Annotated in this window: 4 protein-coding genes; all 4 read left to right on the top strand. The window is 58.5% G+C overall.

From position 1 onward, the window contains the following. Positions 1-302 (top strand): hypothetical protein (locus ABWU19_RS14650; RefSeq protein ID WP_435902380.1); only part of this gene is annotated, 302 nt, incomplete at its 5' end. Then, on the top strand, positions 272-841 hold the full coding sequence (locus tag ABWU19_RS14645) for a hypothetical protein (protein WP_435902379.1): 570 nt from the start codon (positions 272-274) through the stop codon (positions 839-841). The genes ABWU19_RS14650 and ABWU19_RS14645, both read left to right, overlap by 31 nt. Further along, entirely contained in the window at positions 838-1752 is a 915-nt protein-coding gene (locus tag ABWU19_RS14640; protein WP_435902378.1) for an LptA/OstA family protein, read from the top strand. Before ABWU19_RS14645 ends, ABWU19_RS14640 begins: the two co-directional genes overlap by 4 nt. Before the next feature lie 8 nt (positions 1753-1760). After that, positions 1761-2753 carry a DUF5666 domain-containing protein gene (locus tag ABWU19_RS14635; RefSeq protein ID WP_435902377.1) on the top strand — a complete coding sequence of 331 codons (993 nt, stop codon included), beginning with the start codon at positions 1761-1763 and terminating at the stop codon, positions 2751-2753. Positions 2754-2961 lie beyond the last annotated feature (208 nt).

Here is a 2961-nt window from a genome sequence, read left to right as displayed (position 1 = left end):
GATTCAAAAAGATAGCCTCTTGGGATTTTTGTTTGAAGACTATCTTTTTGAATCCGGTATCATATGAAATCCTTCAAATACGCTCGCTTTGGTTCTTTGCAAAAATAGGTGGCTTAATCTGCTGTATCGGGAAAACAACCCAGCGAGATTTCATATCAATCAGGAAAAAACCGTTTCGAGCGCATTTTTTGCCCCTGGGCGTAGCAGCAAAAATAGCCAAGGCCGCAATAAAGTTCACGCTTCTAAGCCATCTTGCTTCTAACCTCGAGCCGTGGTTCGATCTGCGTTCGTGGCCCTGGTAACCATTGTGGTGTTTTCGGTCTTCCTGTCCACACGCCCCACTCCCAGCCCAGCTATACCCAACCGGGGGGTTAAGTTGGAAAATGTCCAACTTACCCTTTACCCCGAACAAGATCCCAAAGCCCGCTGGGAGTTCAGGGCGAACCAGGTCGAGCAAGACCCCGGCACCCGGGAGGCCAAAGTAACCGGTCTGCAATCGGGAAAGCGTTATGTCGAAGATCGGCTGGATATGCGGCTCACCGCACCGGAGGTAATCATAGACCGTGCCGATAACCTGCGGGTTCCCTATGCCAGGGTAGAGATTCTCAAAGGCTGCTATACAGTCGACCTGGGCAAGCCTGGCGAGGCGCCGGTTACGATAGATCAGCGCGAGGGCTTTCGTGCGCCCAGCGTCCACATCACCGCACCCAGCCTGGAAGTGCGGGGCAAAGACTTTAGAAGCGACTTTGGTATCGAGAACCCCAGTTGGCGCGACCCCATCGAGAAATTTATCTCTGGTGGGGAACAGCCGCCCTGTCCTATCGAAGGTGGTAGTTCATGAAACGTCTAGCATGGCTTCTTTTTCTACTAACGCTGGCAGTACTGGCCCAAAGCAAAGAACAGCGCATCATCACCATCGAGGCGCCCGGTGGGCAACGTTCGGGCAACCTGCGCAACGGCCCCTGGGTCTACGAAGCCGGTAAACCGGGGGGGGTAATCGGTAGGGTAAAAGACCTCGAGATCAACGCCACCCGGGCCATCTTGGAAGCCCCCCAGGGCAAAACCATGCAGGAGGCCGAGGGCGAGCGGGTGGCCTCTTTTGAGGGCAGCGTAGTGGTCAAGCGCGACCGCATGACGGCCAGCGGCCCTAAGCTGGTCTACCGTGAGTCCAGTGGGCGCGGTACCCTCGAGGGCAACGCCCGGATGCGCCAGGAGCCCAAGGACAAGGACAGTGACCCGGTGGAAGTTACTGCCTCCCGCATGACGTTTGATGTGGACAACAACATCTCCACCAGTGAAGGCGGCGTGACGCTCAAGAATGGTCGCCAGGAAGGGCGCTCGGAGACGGTGTACTACGAAGAAGACCGCGGGCTGGCGGTCTTTGGCGATGCCAAAGAAGTGGTGTTGCTGCGTAAGCGCGAGGGCAAGGGCGACCTGGTGATTCGGGCCAAAGAAATCCGCAGCCTGACCGACGACAAGCGTCTGCTGGCCACCGGCGGGGTCACCCTGGTAGACGGTGACATCACCACCACCGGGGTCAGCCTGGTCTACAACGACAACACCGGCGAGGCCACCATTGTGGCGGGTCGGGTGGGCAACCAAAACGTACCGGCCCGCAGTGTGAACGCCAAGGAGCGGGCCACCCTCTCGGGCAACTCGCTTTTGCATAACGTCAACCGTTCGCAGGTGCGGGTGCTGGCCCAGGCACCCCGACTGCCGGTAAACGACTTCCGCAAGCTGGGCGAGCAATAATAAGTGCCATGCGCTGGCCCTGGCTGGTCTCGGGAGTGCTGTTGCTGGTGGCCATAGCCCAGCAGGAGCCCGAGCCCTCTTTCCAGACCACCGCCGAGATTGAGCGGCGGGGCAAAAAGATTGTGGTGGTCAAAACCGGGCCGGACAACCCCCCGGCCATCATCGAGCTGCGCGACCTGTATGGCGGTATCATTACCGCGCTGGATGCCGAAAAGAAAACCCTCAGTCTGGGGGAGCAGCTATTTACGACCGATAGGCTGACCCGCTTCTGGCACCAAGGCAAGCAGGTGCAGTTTGCCGACCTCAAGGTGGGGCAGCAGGTGCGCCTCGAGGCCGCCGAGCAAAACGACGGGAGCCTTAAGGCTTTCGAGGTTCGGATTGGGGGCAGCCGCGAAGGCCCCTCCCTGGTTCGCTCGCTTTTTGCCGACCCGCCGCCTTTTCGCGTGCAGGTTAACTTTGGCGAGGATGCCCGGGCTTTTGGAGCCATAGCCCGCGTGGAGCAGATTCGTGGGGTGAACGATTATGTCTTCATGACCGGAGGCACCGCCCGCTACGTCGAAGAAGAAGATCGCCTCGAGCTCGATCTCAAGCCTGCGCCCCGGGCGGTAGAAGTACAGCAAGGCAAGAGCAAGGCCTGGGGCAGCCGCCTCGACTACGACAACGAAAGCGGCAATGCCTGGGTAGCCGGGCCAGTAGAGCTCGAGCGCTCGGGCGAAAAACCGCTGCAAGGCAGCGCCGAACGCATGGTTTATAACGTAGACGATGAGGCTCTTACCTTATTTGGCGCCATCCGGCTGGTTCAGGATGGTCGCACTTCAACTGCCGAAGGAGCGGTAGTACGCGAAAAAGACCGCATCGCATTCCTGTACGGCAGCAAAGACCGGCCCGTGCGAAGCCAGAACAAAGATGGCTTCGTGGAGGGAACCAGGGTGCTGTACAACCTCGACACCGGCGATGTGGTGGTGCTCGAGGGGGTCAAGGGGGAGTTTCAAGACCCATAGAGCACTCTTCACAAATATTGAGCTCTGCACAACCTGATTACTTTGTCCTGCACAGCACAGTGGCCTCCCGGATGGGAGGCCAGGTCTGTGAAGAGTGCAATATAAGTGGGGCTGTAGTCTTCTCTCTGAAGACCACTCTAACCGACATTCCGCACCCCTCCACCCATGCCTTAGGATTTTGGGATGGAAACCACACCCAACCTACAGG

This window comes from Meiothermus cerbereus (genome assembly GCF_051297115.1).
GTDB lineage: Bacteria > Deinococcota > Deinococci > Deinococcales > Thermaceae > Meiothermus > Meiothermus cerbereus_A.
Note: the sequence above shows the minus strand (reverse complement) of the source record. Positions and strands in the feature narration are given on the sequence as shown.